Here is a 3304-nt window from a genome sequence, read left to right on the forward strand (position 1 = left end):
GCGGGTGGCCGCGCCGGTCGAGCCCTCCGCCAGCCGCGGTCTGGGGGTGGTGGACATGGTCCGGTCGCTGAGGGCGGGCACTCCGCACCGGGCGAGCGGTGAGCTGGGGTTGCACGTCCTGGAACTGATGACGGCGATCGAACGGTCGGCCGCCGCCGGCGAGTTCGGCGTCGTGCGCGGTTCCTTCCCCATGCCCGAGCCGTTACCGCCCGGGTGGGCCCCCGCCCCGGTCACGGGGAGCTGAGCGGCTCCGAGGACACCCCGGCGGCGTGCACGGTACGTGAACCCGGGGTGTCCTCGGCTACAACGGGTCGCTACATTGGGTTCGAAATCCCGTCGACTTTTGTGGCGGCCCCCGGTACGGCCACGATGACGACGCGCCTCCCCCGGGTCGTATCCCTCCCGACGAACGGCCCCGTGACCGTTCGGTCCGGTTCCCGCGCGCGTGCCCTAACCGCGCGCGAGTCGGAGCACAACTGCTTCGCATGAACCGTAACAGAAAAGACTGCCACGTTCCGTGCGGTCGATAGCACGATGGGCTGCGTTCTTGACGTGCTTTCTTGGTGAGGTACGCTTGCGACCGCAAAATCGGCCACCTGGGGGTGGTGCGGGTAACCGTTTGTGTGCCGTGACGCGTTGGAGTGGTGCTTTTGCCGTCGTTGTTCCGCGTGGCCGGCGCCTTTCTCGGGGTAAACCTGGCTGGTCCGATCGGAGGTGTGGTCGATCGTGCTTCCGGTCCACCGTGAGGAGCTGGACGCCCTCCATTCGCTCTACGTCGAAAGCACTACCGGAACTGGAAAGCTGGTGCTCGTCAGTGGAGGACTCGCCAGTGGGAAGACGGAGCTGCTGCACGCTTTCACCCGTTATGCGGTCGAGGCGGGGGCGCTGGTCCTCACCGCCGGTGGGTCTCGCGCGGAACGGTCAGTCCAGGGCGGGTTGATCGACCAACTCTTCCACGGGTCCGCATTGCCCGCGACCGTGGTCGACCACGTGTCACGGCTTGTCGTCCCGGACACCTCCGATGCGGAGGACGTCGGCGCCGACATTCGCCACGTCGGCGTCCACGCAATGCACGAAATCTGCGCCGTGCTTCTCGAGCTGGCCCGGGAAAAGCCTCTGGTAATCGCCGTCGACGACGTTCAGTTCGCCGACAGTTCGTCACTTCAATTCCTGTTGTATCTGCGCAGGCGAATCAACTCGGCACGCCTGCTCATCGTGTTGGTCGAATGGGAACGTCCCCAACCCACGCTGCCTGTGTTCCACGCCGAGGTCACCCGCCGCCGGCACCACCGCATCCGGCTGCGCCCCCTCCCGCCGGCGCGCATCGCCGACATGCTCGCGACGGCGACGTCCGAGCAGGACGCCAGGCTGCTGGCCCCGTGCTACCACCGTCTCACCGGCGGAAACCCGTTGCTCGTCAACGCCCTGGTCGACGACCACCTCGCCAGCGACCCGACCGAGCGGGTCGACCAGGACGGCCGGCCCCGCCCCGTCGTGGGCACCGCCTTCGGCCAGGCCGTCCTGGCCTGCCTCCACCGGTGGGAACCGCGCCTGCTCGACGTCGCCCGTGCCGTGGCCGTCCTCGGCGCCCACCAGACACCACTGCTGGTCGGCCGCCTGGCGGGTACCACCTCGGCCGAGGCCGACCTCGTGCTGGAGATCCTCACCCGCGCCGGCCTGCTGGAGGACGGCCGCTTCCGCCACCCGGCGGCCGAACTGGCCGTGGCGGAGAGCCTGTCCGGCGACCACCGGGCCAGCCTGCACGTCCGGGCCGCCGAACTGCTCTACCAACGCGGAGTCGGCGCCGTCGAGGTCGCCCGCCATTTCGCCGCCGCCGACCGCGCCGCCGGCGCGTGGTCGGTGGGCGTGCTGCGGGAGGCCGCGGAGCAGGCCCTCATCGGTGACGACGTCGCCACGGCCGTGCACCTGCTCGAACTTGCCCTGGAGGTCCCCGAGGGCGACGCCGCCGACCGGCTCGCGGTCACCCGCGTCCTGGTCCGCGCGTTGTGGCGGGTGAACCCGTCGGCCGCCTCCCGCTACCTGGAACCGATGCTGCGGGCCGTGGAGGCGGGCGAACTGGGCGGGCGGGACGCGGTGTTCGTGGTCTCCCACGACCTGTGGAACGGCGACACCGACTCCGCGCTGGCCCGGCTCGAACGGTTCGCCGGCAAACCGGGCCTGCTCGACGACCAGACCGCCGCCGAACTGGATGTCGCCTACCAGTGGTTCCACGGCTCGCCCCCGGCGCGCGAACGCCCCCAGGGCGAGGCGGCCCCGTCGACCGACGACCCCTGGGTCGACGCGACGCAACGTCTGATGACGGCCTGGACCCAGGGGTGCGACCCGGCGACGATGGCCAGCGCCGAACACGTGCTCCGCAGCTGCCGGCTCGGGGAGACCACCCTGGAGGTGGTGGCCACCGCCCTGCTCGTGCTGGTGCACGGTGACCAGCCCGCCACGGCGGCCCGCTGGTGCCGCCAGCTGCTCGACGAGGCCGACCGGCGGGGCGCGGTGACCTGGCAGGCGGTGCTCGGCGGGATCGAGTCCGACGTGGCCCTCCGCCGGGGCGACCCGGAGGCCGCCGTGGCGCTGGCGCGGACGGCGCTGACCCGGCTCCCACCGCGCAGCTGGGGCGTGCTGATCGGCTGGCCGCTCACGACGTTGCTGCTCGCGGACACCGCACTGGGCCGGGTCGAGGACGCCGCCCACACGTTGCGGCAACGCGTGCCCGACCGCATGTTCGCCACCCTCTTCGGTGTCCGGTACCTGCACGCCCGGGGACACCACTACCTGGCCACCGACCGGCTGCTCGCCGCGATCAGCGACTTCCAGGCCTGCGGCCGGATCGTGCGCGGCTGGGACGTGGACGTGCCGATGCTGGTGCCCTGGCGCAGCGACCTCGCCGAGGCCAACCGCCAGCTGGGCCGCCTGGGCGTGGCCCGCGACCTCGCCAGACAGCAGTTGGACCGGTCCGCCGGGCTCGACCAGCGGACCAGGGCGATCACCCTCCGGGTACTCGCCGCGAGCAGCGACCCTGCCGACCGGGCGGCACTGCTCGAGGAAGCCGTGCGCTGCCTGGAGGAAGCCGGGGACACCTTCCTGCTGCGGGCGGTGCGCGCCGACCTCGCCGCCGCCCAACGATCCCGGGCCGAACCCACCCGCGGCGGGGACGCGCCACCGGCGGGGACCCGGACGGCCGGCGGCACGCGGGCGGAACATCCCCCCACCACGGCGGACGACGGGCGATCCTCCCACGACCCCGGACCCGAGGACCCGGCCGAGGACGCCGGCGCGTCCCCGAGCA

General features: G+C 72.2%; 1 protein-coding gene and 1 pseudogene. Both read left to right on the forward strand.

Translation table 11 applies throughout. The annotated features are described in order from the left end of the window. Positions 1–244, forward strand: a pseudogene (locus tag ACTIDRAF_RS30730) (Gfo/Idh/MocA family protein); the annotation flags it as partial. A 482-nt stretch (positions 245–726) separates the two neighbouring features. Beyond that, positions 727–3304: AAA family ATPase (locus ACTIDRAF_RS34310; RefSeq protein ID WP_169534002.1), on the forward strand; the 2578-nt coding region annotated here is incomplete at its 3' end.

It is taken from the genome of Actinoalloteichus spitiensis RMV-1378, assembly GCF_000239155.1.
Lineage (GTDB): Bacteria > Actinomycetota > Actinomycetes > Mycobacteriales > Pseudonocardiaceae > Actinoalloteichus_B > Actinoalloteichus_B spitiensis.